The sequence below is a fragment of the Wujia sp. genome (assembly GCF_056872695.1).
The window spans coordinates 87825-112378 of record NZ_DBMFCD010000002.1; the positions used below are offsets into that span (position 1 = coordinate 87825).

Sequence of the window (24554 nt, forward strand, 5' to 3'; positions counted from 1 at the left end):
TTTTACACCTCAATTCTCGTTATCTTATCAATCCAGTACGCACATCCACCAATGCCAAAAGCCGACACACTCATGCATAACCGTCCTGCAATCGTTGTGTACAACACCTGCATGTACACAGGATTTGTCAGCCGCAGAAACATCAGGATTCCAAAAGGAACGATCAGCATAATGTGCCCTTCCAGTCTCTTTGCTGCAATTACCGTCTGAATCTCTACCTCTGTCATCTCGGATGCCTGTAATCGTGTAGTGATCTGTCGAATCAAATGCGGAATATTTCCACCATAATGCTTTGCAATTTCTATCATTATCGCAAGCTCCCGGATTTCTTCCACATCACACCGCTCTGCAAGTGCCAGCAGTAACTGTTCAACTCTCTTATGGCAGGCAATTCCATTTACCAGTATTTGAAGTTCTTCTCTCATCAGTGAAAATTCTTCTCCACTTGTGCGCCGAACCTGTACTATAGCATTCTCCAGCGAATACCCTGCATGCATACACCCGGATATCAGCGTCATAACTTCTTGAAATTCCATCTTTAACTGTCGTGTTTGTCTTTCTAAATGCCAACGCCGCAGCCGGCTATACACAACCGGCAGACAGACAGGAATCAGCAAACTTCCCCACCATGCATCAAAAAACAGATAGCCGGTCAGCCCCCCAATTCCACTGCTTATCAAAGCCGCCTGAATCCAGAACCACACATTCGTTTTATACTCCCGGTAATCCACAGACTGCCTCCTCAAAAACATCCAGCAAGCCGGAGCTTTGCAGTTTTTCCATATGAATTAAGTCATTTACTTTTCGCAGTAACCCCTGCACTTTTCCTTTTTTGGTTCCGGTCTCCTGAAATTCAAACAACGTGTTTAATCTGATTTCTCCATGCTCCATACCATTTACCTCACATATCTCTATTATTTTTCTGCTTTTATCCCGTAACCGGCTCACATGAATCACGATATCTACCGCGGCGGCAATCTGACGCCGCACCGCTGAAAGCGGGATTTCCATTCCCATCAGCACCATCGTCTCTAATCGTATAAGCATATCTTTTGCAGAATTTGCATGCCCGGTAGACAACGAACCATCATGCCCGGTTCCCATCGCTGCAAGCATATCGATTGCGGCAGCATCCCGCACCTCGCCAACTATAATACGATCCGGACGTAAACGAAGACTCGCTTTGATCAAATCTCGTATTGTGATCTCATTCTCTCCTTCCAGATTCGCAGTACGGGCTTCTAATCGGACCAGATTCTGCACACCTTTTATCTGTAATTCCGCGGAATCCTCGATTGTAATAATTCTTGCTTCCTTCGGAACAAAATCACTGAGTGCATTCAACAGTGTTGTCTTCCCGGATCCGGTTCCTCCCGATATAAAAATGTTGTATCCAGCCTGTACCAATATCCGTAACACCTCTGCAACGCCGGCATCCACACTTCCCATTGCGATCAGTGCATCCATATCGATCCGCTGCTTCGGAAACCGCCGGATTGTAATCACCGGGCCTCCCAGTGATATCGGCCGCGTCACAATACACACGCGAGACCCATCCATCAGCCGGGCATCCACAATCGGCGACGCTGCATTGATTCGCCGATTGCAGTCTCCCACAATATGCTGGATTACCGTCTCCAGCCGTTCCTCTGATGCAAAGCCTTTTTCATAACGTGAAATCATGCCTGCCTGCTCCACAAAAATATCCGACTTGCCGTTTACCATAATCTCCGTAACAGCTTCGTTTTCCAGCAGTTCTGTCAGGACATCCAGTCTTCGGAGGCTGTTAAAAAGTTCTACGCGAAGACCAACCTTTTCCTTCAACGGCACATATTGATTTTTCGTTTCCTCCAAAATACACCGGTCAATCAACCGGGCAATTTCTGCATCCTCCATATCGCGTGTCAGATCCAGCTCTGATGCCACCCGCAGTTTTAACCGCTCGCGCAAAGACTGTAATTCCATTTCCTTACCTCATACACATTTCCGCTACACGATCCACATCCTGTCCTTCCAATTGGACATATTGCAGATTCTCGACATGCTCATACTTCCGTTGTATCATCTTCCCAAACACTTCCTGTTTTCTGATTGATACCGCATCCGCCAATGTTGGAATAAAAATCCGGTCAAATGCGTCAAGCACTGCATAACTTGCCAATACCATTCCTCCAATGTCAAAAACCACGCCCTCATACAACTGACGTTTTTTCAATTCTTCCCGAAACCACAGCAGATCTTCTATCTCAATCTGCCGGATATCCTCATAGCAATCCGGTGGTGGCAGACTTGAAACTGCATGCGTCTGTAAATATGTCAGACATTCTTCATTTCTGCTTTTTATGCAATATAACATCCACCCACCAAGTTCATCCTCATCTGTCGTCTCAGAAATACCTTCCCAATTCACATACAAACTATTCGTAAACTGTCTGCTCAGGCTTTTCGCAAATGTTGTCTTCCCACAACGTCCAAGCGGAGAATATACAGCGTAAAACATGCCTGTTTCCACCTCGCATCGTCGATTCATACCAAGTATCTGCTGAATCACCTCGACCAGCCGTTCCACACTCTGATACCGGAAAAAATACTGTGGCTGCCCAATAAATTCACGATTTCCAGTCAGAACTAACACCGGACAATCTTCTGAATCTTTCCAGTCTGCATATGCATCTCCGACTAAGATTAATTGCGGTTTTTCATGTTCCCGAAACGCCATATATGCCGCCGGAATTGTAAATACATACAACTGAATCTGAATCGTTGTCCGGGAATTCAGGTATTCCATTAATGCTCTCTGGTATGCCGGATCGGAATCCAGCAGACACACCTTATATGCCAATCTGTACACCTCCTGTCACATATAGCATATATCCAAGCAGAACAGGCACTGACATATGCATCCGGATCTCACTCATATTTTTCATTTTATCCACAACCATTCCTTTTCTATGGGATTTTGCAAATACAGCTGCGAGTTTCCCTGCTGCCAGCACGCCCGCAAAAATACAGGTATATAACAGCATATCCCAGGTTTCCCTTCCCATAAATGCTCCAATTCCACAAAACAGCTTTACATCTCCGGCTCCCAGTACCCGAATCAAAAACAGTCCATACAAAATCCCAAAACCGATCAATATGCCGCACCCGCTGTTCAGCAATCCTTTCACACCCAGCATGTACCCTTGCAGCAAACATCCACAGGCAATCATACACAGGCAGAACCGGTTCGGTATCTTATATGTTCTAAGGTCCACCACGACCGCACCCATCAACCATAAACCAAGTATAAGCTTCCAGATTACGCACCTCCTTTTCTGTGCAAAAACACGGTTCCAATCATGCAGTTTTCCAAATTATCCGTTCACATGGCTTATAAAATTCCTAAAAAAGACAGAGTTTAACACACGCATAGTTATTCACAAACTCTGCAAATTCTTTGTTGGGTAATTCCATTGAAATTCGTAAAACAAATAATTGGAAAACTTTATGATTGTTTCTAAAAAGACTGTGACCGAACTACGCCAGAACAACGATTCTCGACCACGAGCTGACTATAGCACGACTGGATAGATTTTGTAAAGCGTAAGTTTGGAACATTTGCGGGAGCCCGCATAAATACTAGAAAAAATGGGCAAAACTTTTTTTATTTTGCCCATGTACCCTGTTCTCTTTTTTCGATTTTCATCTTCTGGTGAAGGGTATTTAATACGTGTCGTTTGTTGCCCGACCAGAGCGGAGCGGCTAAAATATTTTTCGGACCGTCTCCGGTGACACGATGGATCACAATATCATCCGGAATTACTTCGAGACATCGGATAACAAGCTCGATATATGCATCCTCGGACAGCACTTCGAATTTTCCTGCCGCATAATCCTCATACAGATCGGTGCCTCGCAGCACATGCAGCAGCTGCAGCTTGATTCCAAACGGTTTTTCCTGCTGTCCACACACATACCGTACCGTCGCAAGCATATCCGCTTCGTTCTCTCCCGGCAAGCCTAAGATCACATGCGTAATATACGGGATATCCATATCTGTCAATGCCTGGATTGCAGTCTCGTAAGTAGAAAGCGGATATCCCCGGCGGATATATTCCGCTGTCTTTTCATGCATCGTCTGCAGTCCAAGTTCAATCCAGATGAATTTGCCGCATGTGGCGTATTCTTTTTGCAGTCTTGCAAGAATCCCGATCACCGTCTCGGAAGATTCCGTTTCCTGTCTCCTGTCCCCTGCTATAGGTTCCGCATGTTTCTCACTTATAGATACGCCCGGAATCCCCAGACAATCCGGTCTTGTTGCGATGCTGATTCCAACGACTGACTCCTCTTCTAACGCCTCCCGCCAGATGCGCTCCAAATATGCCGGATTTCCATACGTGTTCGTGTATGCCTGAAAATAAATGACGAACTTCTCTCCGACCTTCTTATGAAACTTCGCCATACCGCGTTCCATCTGCCGCCTGACATCAAGCGTTTTTCGCTCTACATCGCCACAGCTTCCCCGGCGCTCATATTCCTTATGATAAACCTCCGTCGAAGCACCAACCGGTTTCTGTCCAACCTGCCTGCCACCACCCGCGATCGGCACTGCAAAATCGCCGCTTCCGCCGGCACTACAAAAAATACACCCACGTTCGCCAAGTGTACCATCACGGTTCGGGCAGGTAAGCCCTGCGTCGACCGCAATCTTGTACACCTTCTGTCCATAGGTGTATTTCATATATGCATCCAATGAATAATACGGCTTATCCAGCCATTTTTCCTGTCTCATAATCTCTACCACTGATAATGATGCAACTGTCCTTCTGTCTCTAATCCCGGGAAATCCAACTGTCTTAACGCCTCGTACAGCACGATACCAACCGAATTCGATAAATTCAGGGAACGTTCCCCCGGCATCATCGGGATGCGCACGCAGGTTTCCTTGTTCTGAAGCAGAATCTCCTCCGGAATCCCTCTGCTTTCTGCACCAAACATAATAAAGCAGTCATCCTCGTACTTCACATCGGTATACTTCTGCTTCGATTTTGTCGTTGCCATATAGACCTTCGCCCCCGGGTTCTTCGCCAGAAAATCATCGTAATCGTCATAGCGTGTCACATCCAGACGATCCCAGTAATCCAGTCCCGCGCGCTTTACCATCTTGTCATTTAATAAAAATCCAAGTGGCTCGATCAGATGCAGACGCACCCCCGTTGCCACGCAGGTACGTCCGATATTTCCAGTATTTGCCGGCATTTCCGGCTCATGTAATACAATGTTTAACATGTCTTTTGCTCTCTTAATCGTCCAATAAATCTCTCTAATCTTCCCATCGCCTCTTTGAGCTGCTCAATCGAGTACGCATAGGAAATACGCAGGAAGCCTTCGCCACAGTCACCAAACGCAGTTCCCGGCACAACCGCAAGCTCTTCCTCGCGGAGCAATCTCGTTGCGAATTCATCACTCGTGATGCCAAACTCCTTGATGCATGGGAATACATAAAATGCACCATGTGGCTCGAAACATGGAAGTCCGATTTCCTCGAATTTCTTCAACAGGAACCGGCGCCTCTGATCATACGACTTGCACATCTTCTCGATATCTGCATCGCCGTTTTTGATTGCCTCAATCGCTGCATACTGGCTCGTCGTCGGTGCACACATGATTGCAAACTGATGGATCTTCGTCATCTGGTGAGCGATCACCTCCGGGGCAAGTGCATAGCCGAGTCTCCATCCGGTCATCGCATATGCTTTAGAAAAACCGTTGATGACAATCGTCCGCTCCTTCATGCCCGGCAGGGATGAAATCGAACAGTGCTTCTCACCGCCATATGTAAGCTCGGAATAGATCTCATCCGAGATGACATAGATATCCTTCTCCTGGCAGATCTTCGCAATCGGCTCAAGATCTTCTTTCGTCATGACTGCACCTGTCGGATTGCTTGGGAATGCAAGGATCAGAATCTTCGTCTTATCCGTGATCGCTGCAAGCAGTTCCTCCGGTGTCAGGCGGAACTGATTCTCATTTTTCAGTGCAATCGTAACCGGCACAGCACCGATCAACTGTACACAAGGCACATACGATACATAGCAAGGCTCTGGGATGATAACCTCATCGCCCGGGTCAAGCATAGCACGAAGTGCCACATCAATGCCTTCGCTGCCACCGACGGTCAGCAACGCTTCGTTTTTATAATTATATAGTACATTATATTTTCTCTGGTACCATTTACAGATTTCCTGACGCAGCTCGATCAGTCCGGAATTTGAGGTGTAAAATGTCCGTCCCTTTTCCAGCGAACGGATACCCTCGGACCGGACATGCCATGGTGTATCGAAATCCGGCTCACCAACACCGAGCGAGATTGCATGCGGCATCTCGCTTACAATGTCAAAGAACTTCCGGATCCCAGATGGCTTAATCTGTTCTATCGTTTTTGACAATGGATTTCTCACGGTGCAATTACCAACCTTTCGTCCTGACTTGGTGTCTGGAAAATAACACCATGGTCTTTGTATTTTTTCAGTACAAAGTTCGTGGATGTGGCAATGACATCCTCGATGATTGCCAGCTTCTCAGATACAAAATGTGAGATCTCCCGCAATGTCTTTCCCTGAATAACGACCATAAAATCGTACGCACCTGCAATCAGGTAGACAGAATGTACTTCATCGAAATTTCTGACGCGATCCGCAATCTGATCGAACCCCGCTTCTCTCTGTGGTGTAACTTTGACCTCGATCATAGCTGTTACCATTTCCTCGCCAACCTTATCCCAGTCAATCATAGTATGGTATCCACAGATGATGCTCTCGTCTTCCATCGCCTTGATATCCGCTTCCACCGCGGCTTCTTCCGCGCCGATCATCGCGGCGATATCCTTCACTGTCAGTCTGCTGTCAGTTTCGAGCAGCTTCAAAATTTCATTTCTCATCACATCTACCTCCTGATATTATTTGCAACATATAGAAACCTTATATCTATATTTCACGTTGCACATATTCTTTCCAGTACCACGCTTTGGAATTCTCCTTTTTCTAAAGGTTGAATTTCACCAATTTCCATGATACATTGAAACCATACAATATTACAAATTAGATTGCAGAGACAAGCAGTCCAACGACCATGGCAAATACCAGTACACCACAGATGATTGCTGCAATTCTCTTTGTTTTCTTTTTGTTGCTGAAATCAAATAACATGAATTTTACCTCCCGAAAGGATTATTTTTATGCATTACATTACTATTATCATTTGTTGTTCTTTTCTTGCTTTATGCTTTGTTGTCTCTCGAAATGTCTCCCGTTTTAAGAAAACACATGGGCAAGGTCGCGAGAACCTTCTCGAACGCGAGTCCGAAGCGAATTCCGTACGGAAAGCAGATATTTCCAGCCTGCCTTACATCAGGATTCCACTCGATACACTTCCTCTCACAGCTCTTTCTGCATGTGGTCATGCCGAACTTGCCGATAAACTATGCACGCTGTCAGAGAAAAAAATACTAAATCTCTCGATGTACACGAATACCGATCTGAAGCTGATGTACGGTCCAGCCAATCTGGATACCCTTTCTGCCTGCGATGATGCCTATGCAGATCTGATTCTGCTCCTTAATAAAATCGGCAAAATATTGATTGATGCAAATGATATCACAGACGCCGAACAGTTTCTTGCATATGCAATCACAATTGGCTCCGACATTACAACCAGCTATACAATGCTTGCCTCCATCTATGCAGACCGGCACGATATCAATCATCTGGATCAACTAATCCGCACAGCAGAGACTGTCGTCTCTCTGCCTGGCAAGACAATCCAAATTAAGCTTCATTCTATCAAATCCGGGCTGAAATAGCAATCATGCTTTTCCTGCAAGATAATTCATAAACTGCTGTGCAGTACGTCCGGATACACCACCGTGGGAAAGTTCCCATTTGTTTGCTTCTGCTAAAAGTTCCTGTTCCGTGAGTCCAATTTCCGGATGTTTCTTTGCCAGTCCAAGTACGATATCATTAAATTCATTTCTTGATGGACGCGAATAACTGATCGTTACGCCAAAACGGTTGACCAGAGAAAGCTTCTCCTGCATCGTATCAGAACGGTGCATACCGTTATCTGTTTCAACATCATCACGGTCATTCCATGTCTCTTTGATCAGATGTCTCCGGTTCGAGGTTGCATAGATCAGTACATTGTCCGGTTTTGTCTCAAGTCCGCCCTCGATTACCGCTTTCAGATATTTATACTCTATCTCAAATTCCTCAAAAGAAAGATCATCCATATAGATGATGAACTTATAATTCCGGTTCTTTACATGCGAGATTACCGCAGACAAATCCTTGAACTGATGCTTGTAAATCTCAATCATCCGCAGGCCCTGCTCATAATACTGGTTGATGATTGCCTTGATACTCGTTGATTTTCCCGTACCGCTGTCACCAAACAACAGACAATTGTTCGCCTTTTTCCCAAGTACAAATGCCTCTGTATTGTCTACCAGTTTCTTCTTCTGGATTTCATAACCGATCAGATCGTCAAGCATCACCTTGTCTGTATTCGTGATTGGAATAAATTCCAACTCTCTGCCCTCATCATGGCGGATACGGAATGCTTTGTTCAACCCGAACATACCGACACCATACTGCTTATAAAAGGCGGTCATAATATCAAAAATCTCATCGACGCTTTCAGCGGCACTCACACGGTCACTGATATCTCGCACCTTTTCGCTTACATTCTGATTGTACATCTGTTCTTTTTTGGGTAATGACTTATAATTTGTGATTGTTGTAAAACAATCAATATCAAGATCCTTCTCAATCGGAGCAAAGTCAAAATGGAACAGCCGTTTGAAGATTGCATAATCATTTTTTGCAAATGCATTGACTGATCCATCTCCTGCGCCAACCTTCTCACACGTAAGTGTAAACGAATTCTCATTTGTAATCAGTAAAAACGCCAGATAATCCTGCCACAGATTCCGGTTGAAACCATAGCTCGTTGCTACATCCAAAATCCGCTTGATCTGCTGGTAAATCCGCGTGACCAATTCCTCCTTGGTACTCGTCTTCTTCTCCCATGCCTCAAAAATATCCGCCATGGAATATAAGATACTGTCTTCTCCTAAGTCCCGATATAAAACGAGTCCCGGTACTTCTTTGTACATGTTGTTACATCTCCTTGTTTTGTTTTTTACTGTCCGTTTTTTCGACTTTTGATTTCATTGCAAAAAGCCGCCTGCCTGTTGATTCAAGTGGGACTACATCGTCCGGCACCTGTTTGTCATCAACATTAATCTCCCGTTTTTTTATTCTCCGGTACACGATTGACCGGAAATATGCATAAAGCACAGACACAAGCGGAATGAAGATAAACATTCCGACCACGCCCATCAGGTCTCCGCCGGCAATCACAGCCAGAAGCACCCAGATCGCGGGCAGATTAATGTCTCCGCCGACAAGCTTCGGATAGATAAAATAATTCTCTATAAACTGTAAAATAAAGAACAATAACACAAACCACAGCACCTGCTTCGGATCAACAACCAGAAGCAGAAAGCATCCGATAAAAAGTCCGATAAATGCACCAAACACCGGTATCAATGCCGTAAATGCAATCAGAACGCCAATCGTAAGCGGATATTGTATGCCCGCGATTGCCATCGCAATCATAAACATGATGCCGAGGATGATACCCTCCCGGAACTGTCCGGTAAAAAACTTGGAGAATGTCGTACTTGCTATCTTACCGAACACCATCAGCTCATCTGCCGTCTTTTCCTTGAATAACGCATAGATGACAAGCTTCGTCTGCCTGCCGAGCTTCTCTTTCTGTGCCAGAATATATGCCGAAAAAATAATCCCGATAAATATATTTATGACGGTTCCAATGATGGACGAGAAGATAGAAACCGTCGCCGACATGATTTCTCCGCCGTTATCATTGAAAAACGAGAATATCTGGTCAAAATCCGGTTCAATACCCGCAATCTTCTCCGATATCGCCGGAACATTCTTTGTATACGAAAGTGCAAGCTCCTTCACCCGGTTTACAAATCCGGGCAGAAGCTCTTTCACCTTTCCAACCGTATCCGCAACCTCCGGTACAACTACAAATAACACAAGCGCAATAAAAAGCAATGCCGCAATATACGTAAGCACCATGCTGATCGGACGGCGGAACCGGTACAGACGGTTTTTTTCATTTTTAAAAATTCCCTGTTCGATTCCACGCATCGGAATATTCAATACAAATGCAATCCCACACCCAATCAAAAACGGAAGCAGCACAGAAAAAACCATACTGAAAAATCCACTTATAATGTGCAGGTGATTGACTACAAATATCAAAAGTACAGTAAATGTAATAATCGCAAGTATCAATTGTACCAGATGTTTTTTTTCTTTCATACGAATCGGCTGTACGCACTATACAGCAGCCTTCCTCCTTTTTCTGCTCTCAGACCGAATATTTTCTTCCTGATGTGCCGGTATCACAGACTTGCCGCATACACATCCCGTTTCGGAATGCCACGGTCTTTTGCAACCAGCTTCATCGCCTCTTTCTTCTCAATCCCCTGATCTATATACATCTGCAAATGTTCCTCAATACTCATCGAATCCCATCTACGCTGTGCTTCTTTTTCAATCTCTTCACGCGATAATCCCTCTATGACAAGAATACATTCCCCCTTCGGTTCTTCTCCCGCATAAAAACCGCATGCGTCCTGCAGCGTCGTTTTCCAGAATGTCTCATGCTTCTTCGTGATTTCCCGGCAAACCGTAATCGAACGATCCCCCAGTACGCTAAGCAGCTCCTGTAACGTCTTCTTCAACCGGTGCGGTGCCTCATAGACAACCATCGTGCGCGTCTCCCGCGCAAGCTCTGCAAGCACCGCCTGCCGTTCTTTTTTATCCATTGGCAAAAACGCTTCGAACGCAAATCGTCTGGTTGCCTGCCCAGATGCAATCAGCGCATTGACCGCCGCACATGCCCCCGGCACCGGAACAACCTTAATTCCTGCCTCATAGCACTGCTTCGTAATTTCCTCTCCGGGATCAGAGATCCCCGGTGTTCCGGCATCCGTGATCACTGCAATATTCATTCCCTCCAGAAGCTTCCCTACAAGCACCTGTGCCTTCTCGTATTTGTTATGTTCATGATAGCTTGTCATTGGCGTTTTTATATCGAAATGATTAAGCAGCTTGATACTGTTTCTCGTATCCTCCGCTGCGATCAGATCTACCTCGCCAAGCAGCCGCACCGCCCGGTAAGTCATATCCTCCAGATTGCCGATCGGCGTTGCGATCAAATACAATGTTCCTGCCATTTATCTGTCTCCATATCGCGTCAGCAGATCCTCAGTATAGGAACCACCCTTGTTATATACAACAAGTGCCGGCTCTACCTTGAGCATCGTCCGACCACCTTTATTTCCTTCAATCAAAACCATATTTGGTTCCTTGTCCGCATACGGCTGAACCATACACATACGCTTCGGTTCAATCCGGTACTCCGACATCAGACGTATGATCTCCGCCAGCCGGAACGGCTTATGCACCATAGCAAATGTCCCGCCCTCTGCGAGCAGATATGCCGCTGCCTTTACCACATCCTCCAGTTCCATCAGTATCTCATGCCGTGCAATATTCTTAGGAGAATTCTCATTCTCCAGCCCATGGTTTCCCTTAATATACGGCGGATTGCTTGTAACTGCAGAAAAACTTCCCGGTCTGAAAAGCTCCCGTACCCGACGCATATCGCCTTCCACAATCGAAATGTCTGTCTCCAGCCGGTTCATCTGTACACTGCGCCTCGCCATATCTGCACTGTACGCCTGCACCTCAAGTCCGGTAAAATGTCTGCCCTTACCACGCGCCTGCATCAACATCGGGATCACACCTGTCCCGGTTCCAAGATCGATCACAGAACCATCAGGAGCTCCTGATGCAAAATCCGCAAGCAATACCGCATCCATACCGAAACAGAACACATCTTTGTTCTGGATAATATCATAGCCCCGGCATTGCAGATCATCGATACGCTCTCCCGGTTTCAGCCACTTCTCTTTCTCGTCACTAGTCCTCATCGAGCTTTGACTTTCCTTCCTTGCGTTCCAGGTTCTCCAGTTCCTTCAGTTCTTTCTCAGCTGAACCGTCATTGCCACCTTTCTTGCCATGGCCGTTGCTCTTCGGTCCACCTTTTTTCCTCGGTTTAAAGCGGATTTCATCAACCTTATACTCTTCTATTTCAAATGTGTCATCTTCCTGGGCCACTTTCAGCTTTACCTTCTGACGAAGGACACTGACTGCAGTTACCTCTCCGGTTTTGCCGTCAAAAGTCCGGACCACATCACCAACATTTGGCAGCTTTTTGTTCAAATATTCATAAGTTTCCTGTTCATGGGACAGACAACACATCAATCTACCACACACACCGGAGATTTTCCCCGGATTCAATGACAGATTCTGCTCTTTCGCCATCTTGATGGAAACCGGTCCGAATTCAGACAGATGTGCATTACAGCAAAGCCGTCTGCCACAGATACCGATGCCGCCAAGAATCTTTGTCTCATCGCGGACACCTACCTGACGCAGCTCGATACGTGTCTTGAACACCGCTGCCAGATCCTTGACCAGCTCGCGGAAATCCACTCTGCCATCTGCAGTAAAATAAAACAGCACCTTACTGTTATCAAACGAGTACTCGGCTCCGATCAGCTTCATCTCGAGACCACGCTTTTCGATCTTTTCCTTACAGATGACCATTGCCTTTTTATTTTTTTCCAGATTCTCTGCATGCTTTTTCTCATCCGCCTCGGTTGCGATCCGGATGATCGGCTTCAACTCGCCCTGCAGCTTCGTCTCATCCACCTCTCTGCATCCAAGCACAACCTTTCCAAACTCCACGCCATGCTGAGTCTCCACAATAACATATCTGCCCGGATCAATCTTATAATTCAGCGGATTAAAAAAATATATCTTTCCGTTCTCGCGGAAACGAACTCCGATTACTTCTTTCATTCTTCAGCCGATGCCTCCTCTTTTAAAGTCAGAAGCAACAGTTCGATTGTCACTTCAAAATTCGCGTTGGCAAGCAGTCTCTGCTCCGCCTTTGCAATCGCATCAATCTTGTCCTCGATGCTCTTAAATGTCAGCTTTCCAGCCTGCTTTTTCAAGGTTGAAAACTCATGTTTGAACAAAATTTTATCGACATTCCCGGTTACCTTCAGCATCATGGCATCCCGGTACCACATCATCATCAAATCCATATAATCATTCATGGACATCTTAAACTGCTCGATATCCTTGACTGCTTTTCCAAGTGTCTCAACGTCCATCTCATCGATATGCGCCAATACACCAACAACCGAGTCAACAATCGCCGCATACTCGTCATTGCCTGCAAGCTTGATTGCCTTTCCAAGATTTCCCTGTGCGAAATCCAGGCAAAAATATGCTTTCTCTTTTGTCAGACCCATCACATTTGTCAGATACGACAGCACATCCCGCTCCCGGATTGGTTTTGTCTGTAACTTCAGACAACGTGACTGCACCGTTTCAAGCAGTTTATCCAGATTGGTCGTAAGCAGTAAAATCACTGCATAGGCCGGCGGTTCCTCAATCGTTTTTAGCATTGCATTCTGCGCCTGAACATTCAGAAGCTCCGCATCCGGGATAATGTATATTTTGTATTTTCCCTTATATGGCTTGATATCAATTGTATTTATGAGCTGGTCACGAATCTCATCGACCGAAATCAGGTTTGGCTTTTCATGCATAACCGTTATAATATCCGGGTAATTTCCGGTTGAAACCTGCAAGCAGGACTGGCAGGTTCCACAGGCTTCTGTACCGCCTGCCTCACACTCCAGCGTCTCCGCAAATGCGTAAGCAAGTGCTTTTTTACCGCTGCCGGCATCACCGCTTATAATATACGCATGACCGACATTTCCGGTTTCAATACTGCTCTTAAAATGTGCAATTATGTCCTCGTGGCCCACTATTCCTTTAAATCCCATAGCGTTCCCTCACTTTCTTTTTATTCATTTACGTTGATATATCAATCAGCAATCCGCGGATATCATCGATCTTACCGAGAATTGCGAGATGATCTTTCTCATCCTTCATCAGTTCCTGTGCCAGATCATCAAGGTTTTTATCCACCTGCCGGATAATTCCATACACCCGGTGTCTGCCACGGCGGTCCAGAAAATTTTCTCTTGAAAACTCATGTGCATTTGCTGCAACCTCATTCATGAATTCTTTGATAGAGGTGCGATATTTCTTCATATCCTTGATATCCATGTGCTTGGCAATCTTCTCGCCCTGCTCCTCGATATCCTTCATCAGTCCGGTCAGTTTTTCTTTCAGATCGGCCTTATCTATGTTGCGGATGAGAGTAAACTTGAACTCTTCATCCATCGCCTTCTGGCTTTTCGGTGCTTCCATCTGCGTCAATTGCTGCAGTTGGCTGATCTTCACATTGTTGTCCACTTACTCTCCTCCTTTCTCATGCGATAATTACGAAACATCATTTTTTCTAATGCATATATTTTAATACTGATTCATTCTATATGCGATGTCTTGAAATCAAGAAGTTCTAAGTGCTCTGATATATTGTTTTTCATTCCGTACGCAACCGCTGTCAATTCGCCATCCATGGCTCAATGACAGCTTGATTGAACGTCGTGTTCAATCATTGCTGACAAACCACAGAGCACTAAGAACTTCTAAATTTCAAACATATGCATATTTCACGAATCAGTATCAAAACATATTCAATCGACACACTCGTAGTTTCGTAATTATCCATCTGCTTCCCGTCAAGTTTCGTTGCAACTTACCTTGTGGCAAGCAGTTTCTCGACTTTTTCTACGATTACTGCATGGATTGTCTCGATGTCCTGTGTGGCATCGATTGTCACAATGCGTTCCGGGGCAAGTGCCGCAAGATCACGATATCCCTGTGCCACCTTCTCGTGAAAGGCGGTAGATTGCGCTTCCATCCGATCCAGCTCTGCGCGTGATTTCGCACGGGCAAGTCCTACCTCCGCCGGAAGATCCAGATGAATCGTCAGATCCGGCCAGATATCCTGCATTGCAAATCCGTTTAATTCATAGATTCTCTCCACACCAAGCCCACGCGCCATACCTTGGTAGACCGCTGAGGAATCCACGAAACGATCACTGATCACAGCCTTCCCGGCAGCAAGTGCCGGCCGGATCACCTGTGCCACAAGCTGTGCACGCGCCGCCGCATAAAGCAAAGCCTCTGTGCGGTCATCCATCTCTGCATACTCCCTGTTTAACAAAATCCCGCGGACCGCTTCACTGATCACCGTTCCACCCGGTTCTCTTGTCACGACAACCTCCTCGTAACCGTGCTGCATCAGATGCTTTTTTAATTTCAAAATCTGCGTTGTCTTGCCGGAACCATCCGGTCCCTCCATCGTCAGAAAAATACCCTTCATTTGTCCTACCTTTTCCTTCGCATAGCTATTTATACTATACCATTATTAAACGGATTTTACCATAGATTTTTTCTTTATTATATGTTATACTTAGTTGTGTTTTGCGAAAAGAGCAAAACAGAAGAATAAGGAGGTCTTATATTATGGCAAAACAGATTGATAAATCTATGTTAATTCACGAGATTATCGAGGTTGATCCAGGCAATGCCGCTATCCTTATGGCAGCCGGTATGCACTGCGTCGGATGTCCATCCGCAGCTATGGAAAGCCTTGAGGAAGCATGCATGGTTCATGGCATGAATTGCGACGAAGTTATTGCTGACATCAACGCATATCTTGCCAAGAAAGAGGCAAATGCATAAATAACATACATGGCAGGCAGGAAAACTGCCTGTCATGGTATCTTTTTGAAAAGGGGGTAATCTTATGTCATACAATAACGATTATAACAACGGCTATAACAGCGGTTATACTAATGGTTCCAACAACGGTTATAATAATTACAATAACCAGTACAATTATCAGGATAATAACCAGTATAACTATCAATACAATAACCAGTATCAATACAATAATGCAGGATATGATTACAACAGTGGTTATAATAACGGCTACAATGCCGGCTATGGTTCATCCGCAAAGATCATTTCCAGCGAGATGTACAATCTGGTTATCGGCGGAGTACTGCTATATGGTTTCATCATTAACGCGATTATGACCGCCGTCTTCGGTGATTCGATTGTCAGCTTTGTGCTGACGAATCCGATTGCCTTTTACATCGGGTATTTCATTCTCGCCATCGCCGGTACGTTTATGGTTCGCAAATCTGACAATCCGGTTGTCAGCTTTATCGGATACAATCTGATGGTTGTTCCAATCGGTATGGTTATCGCCGTATCTGTAACCTTGTATAGTGCGATCGGATACAACATGGTAGTTGCAGCTGCATTCGGTATTACAGCTGCTGTAACACTTGTGATGATGATTATTTCTTCCATCTACCCGGATTTCTTTTTAAGCATGGGAAGAACACTCGGAATCACTCTGCTTATAACCGTCGTTGTTGAAGCAATCATGCTGATTGCAGGTGCAAGCCTTGGCATCATCGACTATGTTGTTGTCGCAATCTTCTGCCTGTATGTCGGCTATGACTGGGCAAAAGCAAACGCGATTGAGAAGACCGTAGATAACGCGATTGATTCTGCTTCTGAGTTGTATTTGGATATCGTGAACCTGTTCCTGCGTATCATGAAGATCTTAGCACGCGCGAACAGAAATTAATCATACAAGAAACTTATTTAGAGGAGAGCATTGAACATGAGTAGTGCAATTGACACAAAATCCGTAAATTCCATTCGTGTGCTTGCTGCAGATGCCATCCAGAAGGCAAACTCCGGTCATCCGGGACTTCCACTTGGTTCTGCTCCTATGGCATATGAGCTGTGGGCAAACCACATGAACCACAATCCGAAGGACCCAAAATGGGAAAACCGCGACCGTTTCATTCTGTCCGGTGGACATGGCTCCGCCCTGTTATATTCCCTGCTTCACTTCTTCGGTTACGGTATCACAATCGAGGATATGAAGAACTTCCGTCAGCTTGGTTCCAAGACACCGGGCCATCCGGAATATGGACACACCGTTGGCGTAGAAGCTACAACCGGTCCACTTGGCGCCGGTATGGCAATGGCAGTTGGTATGGCAATGGCAGAAAAGCATCTTGCCGCAACCTTTAACAAGGAGAACTTCCCGGTTGTTGACCACTATACGTATGTACTTGGTGGCGATGGCTGTATGATGGAAGGTATCAGCTACGAAGCATTCTCACTCGCAGGCACACTTGGTCTGGAGAAGCTGATCGTATTATATGATTCCAACAATATTTCAATCGAGGGTGACACAAACATCGCGTTCCGTGAGAATGTAAGGCAGCGTTTTGAGTCCTTCGGTTTCCACACCCAGCTTGTTGAGGACGGAAATGACTTAGATGCTATCGGCAAGGCAATTGAAGCCGCCAAGGCAGAAAAAGGCAGACCTTCCATGATTGAGATCAAGACGAAGATCGGTGCTGGCTGTCCTGCCAAGGAAGGCAAAGCAAGTGCACACGGCGAGCCACTCGGTGTTGAGAACGTTGCAGCCCTTCGTGCAAACCTTGGTATCGCAGACAACGGTCCTTTCGTATTAGATCAGGATGTCTACGATCATTTTGCCAAGCTTGCTGAGGAGAAGGCAACGGTTGAGGATGCATGGAATGTATTATTTGCAGACTACTGCAAGGCATACCCAGAGATGAAGGAGCTGTGGGACAACTACCACAACACCGACAATGCAAAATGTCTGTATGACTTGGACGAGTTCTGGAACTCTTTCGACAAGCCGGAAGCAACCAGAAATGTATCCGGAAAGCTTTTGAATATTATCAACAATATTGTTCCGAATATGTTTGGTGGTGCTGCAGACCTTGCTCCATCTACCAAGACAAATATGAAAGATGCCGGCGATTTCTCCAAGGAGAATCCGCTTGGCAAGAACATCCACTTTGGTATCCGTGAGATCGCGATGGCAGCAATCGGAAACGGTATTGCTCTGCACGGTGGTTTACGTCCATTCGTCTCTACATTTTTCGTATTCAGCGATTATGTAAAACCAATGGCAAGACTTTCCGCTCTGATGGGCGTACCTCTTACTTATGTATTGACACATGACAGTATCGGTGTCGGCGAGGATGGCCCAACGCATGAGCCAATCGAGCAGCTTGCTATGCTCCGTGCTATGCCGAACTTCTATGTATATCGTCCGGCAGATGCAACTGAGTGTGCAGCCGCATGGTACTTTGCAACAAACAAGAAGGATGCACCAACCGCTCTGGTTCTCTCCAGACAGAATCTGCCACAGTTAGATGGCAGCAGCCAGGAAGCATTGAAGGGTGGGTACATCTTAGAGGATTCCACGAAAGATACACCGGATGCTATTATCATCGCGACCGGTTCAGAAGTCTCTCTTGCTGTCGAAGCGAAGAAAGAGCTTGCAGCCGAGAATATTGATGTGCGTGTTGTCAGCATGCCATGTATGGATTTGTTTGAAGATCAGCCAGATGAGTATAAAGATGCCGTTCTTCCAAAGAACATAACAGCCAGAGTTGGTGTCGAGGCACTCTCGGAGTTCGGATGGGGCAAATACATCGGTATCAACGGTGCGTTCGTTGGAATGAAGTCCTTTGGTGCTTCTGCACCGGGCAACCAGCTCTTCGAGCATTTCGGCATTACAAAGGATGCAGTTGTTGCAGCCGTAAAGAAAACATTGAACTAACCTGAATGCAAAAAGATCATCGATGTCATAACAACGTCGATGATCTTTTATTTTCATTTTATTTTCTTAATATCTCTATATCCGGATATCCATTCTGTCCGGATACAGTCCTGTGATTTTACAGCTTTGCAAGCGTCTGCAATGCATTCGCATCTATAATCAATTTATAATGCTCACGCATATGACTTGGGGTCGCATAGGTTGCACGTACCCGGCTACTATATTCGCCAAGCAGATTACAGGTCTTCACAAACTCATTATCCGTATTTTTATCCTTCGTCATATAGAGATAGAAATGACTGTCTCGCGGATTCTTATACAGCGAATTCTCACTGTCATAAATATCCTTTACCAGTTTCGCGGATAAGATAACCTGATCCAGATTCTTGAATGCATAGATACGGAAAATCTCCGGCTGTTCTACTGGCTGCTGAATCTCTGTTCTTCGATCTGATGCATCGGAACCTGACTGTACAGATTTTACACCCTTGCCGCTCATCAGACCACTTAAATCTTCTGCCAGACCTCCGATTGCCTTCAGTAATCCATTTACCGGATTGTTCTCCGCCATTGACTCATCTTCTGACTCATCAATCAATCCAAGTCCGCCATCATTTTCGTCGTCATCCTCATCCTCATCATAAACATCTTCCACATCGGATGGACGCGTGAATCTGGAAAATCTTGTATCAAGTTCCTCCGGGTCCTCAACTTTTGTAATAACCAGAATCAAACACTCTGGCGATACAGGTATTGCTTCTATCATAAGCGGAACATTATCCACTTCAAATCCTAACTCACTGGATGCCTGCTGCATCAGTTCCCGGAACAGTTCTTTTGCTTTCTCTGTTCCATACGCTAATTCCGTCAAATGAAGTTCCTTATCTGCCAAGTCTGACTTATAAAGTGTGCAACGTATCTGATTCTCACTTAATCGTTCTAGCTTCATACTCGTCAACTCCTTCGCAAGTGTTCAAAAAAATATTATTTTTTTGTATTACTTAGTTTATCACAAAACTCCGACATGTAAAGCGATTTCTTAATATTTTCACAATTTATTGATGGAAAATCGTTTCCAGCGTCTTGCATTTTTACCAATAATATAGTATGGTAAATCTTGCATAGTTATTTACAATTCTTATTTCTTTGTAGGTTTTTCCTACAATTTTATTTCCATTATAGTTATATCCATTGCATATCATACGAAGGAATATATAAAATTATCACAGTAACTTCTTATGTTTATACGGATATGATATGCGCTCACAGAAAGAAGGTGATAGGAAAACTAAACAGATAATTTTCATATTGTATATTCAAGAGCAAAAGAAAAAGAGTCTTGATACTATACCAAGACTCTTTTTCTATATGTAACCGCTATGGATTACTCCTCAGAGATAACACCTGTTGGGCAAGTTCCTGCACATGCTCCGCATGAAATACACAGAGAAGCGTCGATTTCGTACTTGCCATCGCCTTCTGAGATTGCGCCTACAGGACAAGCACCTGCACATGCTCCACACATAACGCATCCATCATTAATCTTAAATGCCATGGTAATATCCTCCTTACTCTTCCTTTGATATTGATAAAATCAACTTTTATTGATAATAATTATCACGTTGACATTGTAACGCTTTTTTCTTCAGATAGCAAGCAATTTTTACAATTTCCTATAACTGGTTGCTATCCTGCCCCTTCTGATAAAACCGCATCAACAGCTTTGCCATCCATTCCGGCCAGAATTTCCGAAACATCGCATAATCCTCCGGGCTTCGTCCGTTGTTTTCTCCAATCACATGGGATGTCTCGGACTCCTCATGTACACGATGTCCCATCACAGGTTTTTTTACATAACAAAACGCTCCCGGTAATCTGGAATATCGTTCCCATGCTTCCCAGTCCAGATCTGCTTTACATCCAACCGCAAACGGTTCTTCCGGAAGCCGTTCCTTTACATAGGTAACCGACGGGCAGCAAATCCCACATCCAAAGGATAAAGACCGCCGTCTCAGAAAAATACTGTTCCATGTCTTTCTTGTCGTAAATGGAAGCAGCAAAATCCTCTTAATCGTCAATAACCGGTTCTTACATACCGGTTTACCATCCCGAATCTCGTAATATGCTGTATGCGCCAGAATTGGATCTTTTGCATGATTTACAGCATATAATATCTTCTCCAGATAATCCGGGTTATAGATATCATCCTGATGCGCAATTGTTACCAGTCTGGTATGTGCCTGCCGGTATGCAAAATTCCAATCAGTCGCAATCCCGGATGGTGCATCATTCTCATATAAAGGAATCTGGTATTGTTTTGCCAGTTCCCGGATATAAGAGTTTCCTGTCGAAGTTGCAATCAGAATTCTGCTTTTGATTGTCTGATTTTCCAGCGAACGGATACAATTTTTCAGATATTTACTTTCTTTGTATGCACAGATCACAAATGTGTGATCCTTTGCCGTAAAATTATTCTTCATGCTCCAACTGCTCCACTTTCTTCTCCAAATCCCGTACACGCTTTTCTAAAATCGCCTGCGTCTGTACCAATGTCCGGATTCTTTCAGACTGCCCGGATGCAATGGATGTCAGCGACAATACAATTAAAATCAGGAAACAAACCCCTATAAAAAACACAGCATTTGCCTCCGAATACACACCAATCAGTCTTGTAAAAAACCGGATCACCTGCGGGAATATCGCACAGATCAACAAAATAACCCCAGACAAAAACCAAATGAGGGAATATTTCAAACTCATGCGGCCTTTTCTCATCAGGATCAAGATCACAGCTAGGTACAACAGCACACATACCAATAATATTATTCGAAATAATGTTGTCATCATCGCCGTTTCCCCCACTTCTTTCCTGCAATCCGATAGATTACAATCGCCAGTGTAACCTTGACCATATAATAGACAGATTTCCACGGACTGATGGATGATACTCCTGCCATACGTTCATTCATAATCACAGGAATTTCCTTTACCTTAAATCCATTTGCATTCACTGCAATGATTGACTCCGGCTCCGGATAATCCTGTGCATAATTATGTGCAAAAAACGATAAAACACCTTTGGAAGCTGCACGAAAACCACTTGTTGCATCTGTAATCCGCACATGTCCAAACAAACGAAGCACTGTATTTAATACGTTGATTCCAGCGCGTCGCATCCCCGATGTCTGAAATCCTTCTTTATTGATAAACCGTGAACCTATAACCAGATCTGCCTCACCTTTTTCAATCGGTGCAATCAGATCTGGAATATATTCCGCATTGTGCTGTCCATCTCCGTCCATCTGGATTGCAATATCATATCCATGCTCTGCGGCGTACCGATACCCTGTCTGCATGCCGCCTCCAATTCCAAGGTTGATTGGCAAAGACAAATACGAGTATCCACGTTCTTCACAGACTTCAACCGTATTATCCCCGGAGCAATCATTCACAATCACATAATCCACATCCGGGCATGCCGCCTTCAAGCTCTCAACTGTATGCACAATATTCAGTGCCTCATTGTAGGCTGGTATTATCACCAGTGTCTTCATAAACCCTCTTCTCTACTCTACTACCTGTACTTTCAACATATTCGTATTGCCGGAGATACCAAGCGGCACACCGGCTCCGATTACAACCTTGTCGCCCGGCTGCAACAATCCCTGCTTCTTACCTGCTTCCACCGCATGGTCAAACAATGTAAATACTTCATTCTGCTCTTCCAGATGCACCGGAGTAACACCCCATGACATATTGAGCTGACGATATGCCTTATCACTCGTTGTACCGGCAATGATATTGCAGCTTGGTCTGTACTTCGAAATATTTCTTGCCGATACACCGGACTTTGTCACGATGATAACCGCTGCCGCATTCAAGTCAATGGCAGTTGTACATGCTGCATGGCAGACAGCATCTGTCACATTCTGGTTTGCAGCACGCTCATAATGATAGAAGTTTTTCTTATAATCAATGGCTGCCTCTGCACGCTCTGCAATCTTTGCCATCATCTCCACAGCCTCTACCGGATATTTGCCGGCAGCACTCTCTCCTGACAACATGACAGCGCTTGTACCATCATAGATGGCATTGGCAACATCCGTTGTCTCCGCACGTGTCGGACGCGGATTCTTGATCATGGAATCCAGCATCTGTGTTGCGGTAATAACCTGCTTGCCAGCCATGTATACCTTATTGATAATCATCTTCTGGATAACCGGAACCTCCTCACAAGGAATCTCGACACCCATATCGCCACGGGCAACCATGATACCATCGGATACATAGATGATATCGTCGATGTGGTTAACGCCCTCGGAATTCTCAATCTTGGAAATAATATTGATATTATTTCCTCCATTCGCATTCAATAACTCACGGATCTCCAATACATCCTTGGCAGAGCGGACAAAAGAAGCCGCTATAAAATCCACATCCTGCTCAATACCAAACAGAATATCGCTTTGATCTGCTTCACTTAAGTACGGCATATTCAGATGTACGTCTGGTACATTAATACCCTTGTGATTTGAGATTGGTCCTCCGGTAATGACTGTACACAGGATATCCTCGCCGCTGATAGAGGTCACCTGAAGTTCAATCAGACCATCATCAATCAGAATATGCGTACCAATCTGTACATCCTTGTACAAATCTTTGTATGTAATAGAGGTAATCGTACTGTCACCAACGAGATCTCTCGTTGTCAGTGTAAAGAAATCGCCCGCTTTAAGTACTGCCTTTCCACCATCAAAATCGCGGGTACGTATCTCAGGTCCTTTTGTGTCGAGCAAAATTGCGATTGGAAGTCCCAACTCCGCACGCAGTTTTTTGACCATGTCCATACGTCTCTTTTGTTCTTCGTGTGTGCCATGTGAAAAATTCAGCCTTGCTACATTCATTCCTGCAAGCATAAGCTTCCGCAGCACATCCTCGTTATCCGTTGCAGGTCCCAGTGTGCAAACAATCTTTGTCTTTCTCATCACTTATTACCTCGTTTTTATTTATTTGCCAAACTTTTTCCCCATTTTGACATACACCCCTAGTATAATCGCTTGTGTCAAGATTTACAACCATATTTCTGAACTATTTTTCACCTAAAAATCTAACAAATTTTTAACTTTTATTCCAGATAAAATCATGTTATTATAGTAATAGCGTTATACATTTTTACACACAATATATAGGAGGCATACATGTACGATAACTTTCTATTCCGGGCAAAACGAACCGTCTACAAATGGTGGTGTATCGTATATAAGCCGGTCTATAAACTCACCCATAACGGCTATTGGCCAGAAGCAAAAGAGCCCGATGTCAAATATGCAAATCCAAAGGCAACAGCACAACCGGCAACACTGGATGCACAGGCACTTGCAGATGCCGTGCTTGACACAAACCGTCAAAGCCAGCATAACGTCGATGATCTGGTCTCCGAGGCAGCACATATGTCAGCCGAACCTATGACATCCGCACCGGACACCGGGGCAGAACCAGACATAAGCAGCACCGATTCTGTATTAGATCCGGAAGAAATCCCGGCAGATGTCGATGGCGATGTGTTAGCCCGCGCCAACGAGATCATGGCGCGTCTCAACCGGGAAGCCGCAGAGGATGAAGCGAAAAAGCAACGCGAAATCGACGCTGCAAAAGAAAAAGCCGCCGAGCAGGAACGACTGGCAGCGATTTTAAAATCAACCGAACGTAACATCGATGCATTTATACAGGAAGGACTCTCCAAACAGCATCAACAAGACGACGGCAACTAGGAAAGGAGTTTAACT

At 44.9% G+C, this 24554-nt stretch carries 27 protein-coding genes; 5 read left to right on the plus strand and 22 right to left on the minus strand.

Going from position 1 to position 24554, the window contains the following annotated elements:
* Positions 1 to 2: 2 nt before the first annotated feature.
* The 8 genes from ACZQK9_RS03050 to ACZQK9_RS03085 all read right to left on the minus strand — a co-directional run bounded on the left by ACZQK9_RS03050 (position 3) and on the right by ACZQK9_RS03085 (position 6922).
* Positions 3 to 731 carry a type II secretion system F family protein gene (locus ACZQK9_RS03050; RefSeq protein WP_483269568.1) on the minus strand — a complete coding sequence of 243 codons (729 nt, stop codon included), beginning with the start codon at positions 729 to 731 and terminating at the stop codon, positions 3 to 5.
* Positions 712 to 1965 carry a TadA family conjugal transfer-associated ATPase gene (locus ACZQK9_RS03055; RefSeq protein WP_216507860.1) on the minus strand — a complete coding sequence of 418 codons (1254 nt, stop codon included), beginning with the start codon at positions 1963 to 1965 and terminating at the stop codon, positions 712 to 714. The genes ACZQK9_RS03050 and ACZQK9_RS03055 overlap by 20 nt, the downstream gene beginning before the upstream one ends.
* Positions 1966 to 1969: 4 nt before the next feature.
* The gene (locus ACZQK9_RS03060) at positions 1970 to 2842 is read right to left on the minus strand and encodes a P-loop NTPase family protein (RefSeq protein ID WP_483269569.1); all 873 of its coding nucleotides are present in this window, start codon (positions 2840 to 2842) and stop codon (positions 1970 to 1972) included.
* Complete coding sequence (locus tag ACZQK9_RS03065) at positions 2832 to 3347, minus strand: A24 family peptidase (protein ID WP_256445832.1); 516 nt, start codon at positions 3345 to 3347, stop codon at positions 2832 to 2834. Before ACZQK9_RS03065 ends, ACZQK9_RS03060 begins: the two co-directional genes overlap by 11 nt.
* Positions 3348 to 3646: 299 nt before the next feature.
* The gene (locus ACZQK9_RS03070; protein ID WP_483269570.1) at positions 3647 to 4774 is read right to left on the minus strand and encodes a TIGR01212 family radical SAM protein; all 1128 of its coding nucleotides are present in this window, start codon (positions 4772 to 4774) and stop codon (positions 3647 to 3649) included.
* Positions 4775 to 4779: 5 nt separating this feature from the next.
* The gene (locus ACZQK9_RS03075) at positions 4780 to 5271 is read right to left on the minus strand and encodes a tRNA (cytidine(34)-2'-O)-methyltransferase (RefSeq protein ID WP_483269571.1); all 492 of its coding nucleotides are present in this window, start codon (positions 5269 to 5271) and stop codon (positions 4780 to 4782) included.
* On the minus strand, positions 5265 to 6443 hold the full coding sequence (locus ACZQK9_RS03080) for a pyridoxal phosphate-dependent aminotransferase (protein ID WP_178017773.1): 1179 nt from the start codon (positions 6441 to 6443) through the stop codon (positions 5265 to 5267). Before ACZQK9_RS03080 ends, ACZQK9_RS03075 begins: the two co-directional genes overlap by 7 nt.
* A complete protein-coding gene (locus ACZQK9_RS03085) occupies positions 6440 to 6922 on the minus strand; it encodes an Lrp/AsnC family transcriptional regulator (RefSeq protein ID WP_178017774.1) in 483 nt (160 codons plus the stop codon). The genes ACZQK9_RS03080 and ACZQK9_RS03085 overlap by 4 nt, the downstream gene beginning before the upstream one ends.
* A 297-nt stretch (positions 6923 to 7219) precedes the next feature.
* Here ACZQK9_RS03085 and ACZQK9_RS03090 point away from each other — a divergent pair, with 297 nt between their 5' ends.
* Positions 7220 to 7843: a hypothetical protein gene (locus ACZQK9_RS03090; RefSeq protein ID WP_216507855.1), complete on the plus strand. Its 624-nt coding sequence runs from the start codon at positions 7220 to 7222 to the stop codon at positions 7841 to 7843.
* A 3-nt stretch (positions 7844 to 7846) separates the two neighbouring features.
* Here ACZQK9_RS03090 and ACZQK9_RS03095 read toward each other — a convergent pair whose 3' ends face one another.
* The 8 genes from ACZQK9_RS03095 to tmk all read right to left on the minus strand — a co-directional run bounded on the left by ACZQK9_RS03095 (position 7847) and on the right by tmk (position 15459).
* Positions 7847 to 9154 (minus strand): ATP-binding protein, encoded by a 1308-nt coding sequence (locus tag ACZQK9_RS03095; RefSeq protein ID WP_178017776.1) that lies wholly within the window; start codon positions 9152 to 9154, stop codon positions 7847 to 7849.
* A gap of 4 nt (positions 9155 to 9158) precedes the next feature.
* The gene (locus tag ACZQK9_RS03100; RefSeq protein WP_483269572.1) at positions 9159 to 10397 is read right to left on the minus strand and encodes an AI-2E family transporter; all 1239 of its coding nucleotides are present in this window, start codon (positions 10395 to 10397) and stop codon (positions 9159 to 9161) included.
* 83 nt (positions 10398 to 10480) lie between these two features.
* On the minus strand, positions 10481 to 11317 hold the full coding sequence (gene rsmI / locus ACZQK9_RS03105) for a 16S rRNA (cytidine(1402)-2'-O)-methyltransferase (RefSeq protein WP_483269573.1): 837 nt from the start codon (positions 11315 to 11317) through the stop codon (positions 10481 to 10483).
* On the minus strand, positions 11318 to 12076 hold the full coding sequence (locus ACZQK9_RS03110) for a tRNA1(Val) (adenine(37)-N6)-methyltransferase (RefSeq protein ID WP_178017779.1): 759 nt from the start codon (positions 12074 to 12076) through the stop codon (positions 11318 to 11320).
* Positions 12066 to 13010 carry a PSP1 domain-containing protein gene (locus ACZQK9_RS03115; RefSeq protein ID WP_178017780.1) on the minus strand — a complete coding sequence of 315 codons (945 nt, stop codon included), beginning with the start codon at positions 13008 to 13010 and terminating at the stop codon, positions 12066 to 12068. Before ACZQK9_RS03115 ends, ACZQK9_RS03110 begins: the two co-directional genes overlap by 11 nt.
* Positions 13007 to 14008, minus strand: coding sequence for a DNA polymerase III subunit (locus tag ACZQK9_RS03120; protein ID WP_483269574.1), 1002 nt, complete (start codon positions 14006 to 14008; stop codon positions 13007 to 13009). Before ACZQK9_RS03120 ends, ACZQK9_RS03115 begins: the two co-directional genes overlap by 4 nt.
* Positions 14009 to 14036: 28 nt before the next feature.
* Positions 14037 to 14483 (minus strand): YaaR family protein, encoded by a 447-nt coding sequence (locus ACZQK9_RS03125; RefSeq protein ID WP_483269575.1) that lies wholly within the window; start codon positions 14481 to 14483, stop codon positions 14037 to 14039.
* Positions 14484 to 14829: 346 nt separating this feature from the next.
* Positions 14830 to 15459 carry a dTMP kinase gene (gene tmk / locus ACZQK9_RS03130; RefSeq protein WP_178017782.1) on the minus strand — a complete coding sequence of 210 codons (630 nt, stop codon included), beginning with the start codon at positions 15457 to 15459 and terminating at the stop codon, positions 14830 to 14832.
* Between the two features lie 143 nt (positions 15460 to 15602).
* Between tmk and ACZQK9_RS03135 the strand changes: the two genes are divergently transcribed.
* The 3 genes from ACZQK9_RS03135 (at position 15603) to tkt (ending at position 18768) form a co-directional block, all read left to right on the plus strand.
* On the plus strand, positions 15603 to 15821 hold the full coding sequence (locus ACZQK9_RS03135) for a DUF1858 domain-containing protein (RefSeq protein ID WP_021984775.1): 219 nt from the start codon (positions 15603 to 15605) through the stop codon (positions 15819 to 15821).
* A 64-nt stretch (positions 15822 to 15885) separates the two neighbouring features.
* On the plus strand, positions 15886 to 16740 hold the full coding sequence (locus ACZQK9_RS03140) for a Bax inhibitor-1 family protein (protein ID WP_483269576.1): 855 nt from the start codon (positions 15886 to 15888) through the stop codon (positions 16738 to 16740).
* Positions 16741 to 16776: 36 nt separating this feature from the next.
* Positions 16777 to 18768: a transketolase gene (tkt, locus tag ACZQK9_RS03145; RefSeq protein WP_483269577.1), complete on the plus strand. Its 1992-nt coding sequence runs from the start codon at positions 16777 to 16779 to the stop codon at positions 18766 to 18768.
* Positions 18769 to 18886: 118 nt separating this feature from the next.
* Here the strand turns inward: tkt and ACZQK9_RS03150 are convergent, their stop codons facing one another.
* The 6 genes from ACZQK9_RS03150 to pyk form a co-directional block, all read right to left on the minus strand.
* Positions 18887 to 19717: an adaptor protein MecA gene (locus ACZQK9_RS03150; protein WP_178017784.1), complete on the minus strand. Its 831-nt coding sequence runs from the start codon at positions 19715 to 19717 to the stop codon at positions 18887 to 18889.
* A 435-nt stretch (positions 19718 to 20152) separates the two neighbouring features.
* Positions 20153 to 20323 carry a 4Fe-4S ferredoxin gene (fdxA, locus tag ACZQK9_RS03155; protein ID WP_177982640.1) on the minus strand — a complete coding sequence of 57 codons (171 nt, stop codon included), beginning with the start codon at positions 20321 to 20323 and terminating at the stop codon, positions 20153 to 20155.
* A gap of 118 nt (positions 20324 to 20441) precedes the next feature.
* Positions 20442 to 21248: a glycosyltransferase family A protein gene (locus ACZQK9_RS03160; RefSeq protein WP_178017785.1), complete on the minus strand. Its 807-nt coding sequence runs from the start codon at positions 21246 to 21248 to the stop codon at positions 20442 to 20444.
* Complete coding sequence (locus ACZQK9_RS03165; RefSeq protein WP_216507847.1) at positions 21238 to 21615, minus strand: DUF2304 domain-containing protein; 378 nt, start codon at positions 21613 to 21615, stop codon at positions 21238 to 21240. The genes ACZQK9_RS03160 and ACZQK9_RS03165 overlap by 11 nt, the downstream gene beginning before the upstream one ends.
* Positions 21612 to 22322, minus strand: coding sequence for a glycosyltransferase family 2 protein (locus ACZQK9_RS03170; protein ID WP_216507846.1), 711 nt, complete (start codon positions 22320 to 22322; stop codon positions 21612 to 21614). The genes ACZQK9_RS03165 and ACZQK9_RS03170 overlap by 4 nt, the downstream gene beginning before the upstream one ends.
* 12 nt (positions 22323 to 22334) lie before the next feature.
* Positions 22335 to 23753, minus strand: a complete 1419-nt coding sequence (gene pyk / locus ACZQK9_RS03175; RefSeq protein ID WP_216507845.1) for a pyruvate kinase — start codon at positions 23751 to 23753, stop codon at positions 22335 to 22337.
* Positions 23754 to 23966: 213 nt separating this feature from the next.
* Here pyk and ACZQK9_RS03180 point away from each other — a divergent pair, with 213 nt between their 5' ends.
* Positions 23967 to 24539 carry a hypothetical protein gene (locus ACZQK9_RS03180; RefSeq protein ID WP_483269578.1) on the plus strand — a complete coding sequence of 191 codons (573 nt, stop codon included), beginning with the start codon at positions 23967 to 23969 and terminating at the stop codon, positions 24537 to 24539.
* Positions 24540 to 24554 lie beyond the last annotated feature (15 nt).

Coding starts and splice junctions, on each gene's coding strand:
- ACZQK9_RS03055 (WP_216507860.1), bottom strand. CDS start 1,965: ATGGAATTACAGTCTTTGCGCGAGCGGTTAAAACTGCGGGTGGCATCA.
- ACZQK9_RS03070 (WP_483269570.1), bottom strand. CDS start 4,774: ATGAGACAGGAAAAATGGCTGGATAAGCCGTATTATTCATTGGATGCA.
- ACZQK9_RS03075 (WP_483269571.1), bottom strand. CDS start 5,271: ATGTTAAACATTGTATTACATGAGCCGGAAATGCCGGCAAATACTGGA.
- ACZQK9_RS03085 (WP_178017774.1), bottom strand. CDS start 6,922: ATGAGAAATGAAATTTTGAAGCTGCTCGAAACTGACAGCAGACTGACA.
- ACZQK9_RS03090 (WP_216507855.1), top strand. CDS start 7,220: ATGCATTACATTACTATTATCATTTGTTGTTCTTTTCTTGCTTTATGC.
- ACZQK9_RS03095 (WP_178017776.1), bottom strand. CDS start 9,154: ATGTACAAAGAAGTACCGGGACTCGTTTTATATCGGGACTTAGGAGAA.
- ACZQK9_RS03100 (WP_483269572.1), bottom strand. CDS start 10,397: ATGAAAGAAAAAAAACATCTGGTACAATTGATACTTGCGATTATTACA.
- rsmI (WP_483269573.1), bottom strand. CDS start 11,317: ATGGCAGGAACATTGTATTTGATCGCAACGCCGATCGGCAATCTGGAG.
- ACZQK9_RS03110 (WP_178017779.1), bottom strand. CDS start 12,076: ATGAGGACTAGTGACGAGAAAGAGAAGTGGCTGAAACCGGGAGAGCGT.
- ACZQK9_RS03115 (WP_178017780.1), bottom strand. CDS start 13,010: ATGAAAGAAGTAATCGGAGTTCGTTTCCGCGAGAACGGAAAGATATAT.
- ACZQK9_RS03120 (WP_483269574.1), bottom strand. CDS start 14,008: ATGGGATTTAAAGGAATAGTGGGCCACGAGGACATAATTGCACATTTT.
- tmk (WP_178017782.1), bottom strand. CDS start 15,459: ATGAAGGGTATTTTTCTGACGATGGAGGGACCGGATGGTTCCGGCAAG.
- ACZQK9_RS03135 (WP_021984775.1), top strand. CDS start 15,603: ATGGCAAAACAGATTGATAAATCTATGTTAATTCACGAGATTATCGAG.
- ACZQK9_RS03140 (WP_483269576.1), top strand. CDS start 15,886: ATGTCATACAATAACGATTATAACAACGGCTATAACAGCGGTTATACT.
- tkt (WP_483269577.1), top strand. CDS start 16,777: ATGAGTAGTGCAATTGACACAAAATCCGTAAATTCCATTCGTGTGCTT.
- ACZQK9_RS03150 (WP_178017784.1), bottom strand. CDS start 19,717: ATGAAGCTAGAACGATTAAGTGAGAATCAGATACGTTGCACACTTTAT.
- fdxA (WP_177982640.1), bottom strand. CDS start 20,323: ATGGCATTTAAGATTAATGATGGATGCGTTATGTGTGGAGCATGTGCA.
- ACZQK9_RS03160 (WP_178017785.1), bottom strand. CDS start 21,248: ATGAAGAATAATTTTACGGCAAAGGATCACACATTTGTGATCTGTGCA.
- ACZQK9_RS03165 (WP_216507847.1), bottom strand. CDS start 21,615: ATGATGACAACATTATTTCGAATAATATTATTGGTATGTGTGCTGTTG.
- ACZQK9_RS03170 (WP_216507846.1), bottom strand. CDS start 22,322: ATGAAGACACTGGTGATAATACCAGCCTACAATGAGGCACTGAATATT.
- pyk (WP_216507845.1), bottom strand. CDS start 23,753: ATGAGAAAGACAAAGATTGTTTGCACACTGGGACCTGCAACGGATAAC.
- ACZQK9_RS03180 (WP_483269578.1), top strand. CDS start 23,967: ATGTACGATAACTTTCTATTCCGGGCAAAACGAACCGTCTACAAATGG.